This is a genomic window from Vibrio sp. Vb1574, from assembly GCF_033338675.1.
Map to the genome: position 1 here is coordinate 1 of NZ_JAWOTC010000380.1, position 1,116 is coordinate 1,116.

Consider the following 1,116-nt stretch of genomic DNA (forward strand, 5'->3'; position numbering starts at 1 on the left):
GGTCAATTTCCTCCTGCACCGCAAACACTTCGTCATGGCGATGAATGAGCTTGTTTTCAGCCTTGGCAATGTAGAGCAAATCGTTGATGGTTTTCGTGATGCGGTTGAGTTCTTCCAACGTTGAGGCAATCGCATCCTGATACTCTTCAGGCGTTCGACACGCACCTAAAATGACCTGATTTTGCGTGGTAATGTTGGTGAGTGGCGTTTTTAACTCATGTGCTATATCAGAAGAAAACTCGCTCAAGCGGCGAAAACCAGTTTGCAACCTATCGAGCATCGCGTTGTGTTTGTTGGCTAACTCGCGCAGTTCTACTGGCAACGAATCGGGGTCGAGACGAATGCCCATTTGCTCTGGTGATATCTGTTGAATGTGCTGATTCAATCCCACAATCGGCTTCAACCCACGTTTTACCATCCAACCGCTCAACGCGGAAGAAATCACAAACGCCAAACCGAGCGCCCAAAACAAAATCCAGTCGAGTTTATCCAAAAACAAAATATGGTGATTGATACTCATGCCGAGCACCACCTGATACTCCCCAGCTTGAAACGCAAACGCGCGAATATTCAGCGAGTCCTCACTCCATTCGATGGCGCGCTCGTGATTTAAAACTTGAGGTGAGCTAATGCTGTAGGCTCGGTTCTGAGGAATCGTCAGGCTCGAATTCTGATACACGTTCTGCTTGCCTTCAAACACCCACATGTAGAGCGTGCTGTTATTCGCTTGCTTGAACACATCCTCTGGCGAGCGTTTTAACTCGTTCTCAATGGCATTGAACTTACTGGAAATATAGCTGAAATCTTGCGAATAAAAGTGGCGCTCAATGGCGTACTGTAGGATGAAAGCCAAAGAAAAATAGGTCACAAACGTCATACTAACAAACATCAGCACGAGCTTGTTTTTCATGGAAAAAGGCAGCGAGAACTTAGGCATCACGACTATCTTCGAGTTTGTAGCCCATCCCTCTGACAGTGTGAATCAGTGGTTTATCGAACGGTTTGTCCACTTTGCTACGCAGACGTTTGACCGCCACATCAATCACATTGGTATCGCTGTCAAAGTTCATATCCCACACTAACGACGCAATGGTGGTACGCGAAAGCACTTGGCCA

The 1,116-nt window shown here is 46.9% G+C and carries 2 protein-coding genes; both read right to left on the reverse strand.

What is annotated here, in order from left to right; genetic code table 11:
* Window positions 1-937 (reverse strand): histidine kinase dimerization/phospho-acceptor domain-containing protein (locus R7O12_RS26315; protein ID WP_318127010.1); only part of this gene is annotated, 937 nt, incomplete at its 3' end.
* Window positions 930-1,116, reverse strand: a 187-nt coding sequence (locus R7O12_RS26320; RefSeq protein ID WP_318127012.1) for a winged helix-turn-helix domain-containing protein, incomplete at its 5' end; no start/stop codon positions are given. The genes R7O12_RS26315 and R7O12_RS26320, both read right to left, overlap by 8 nt.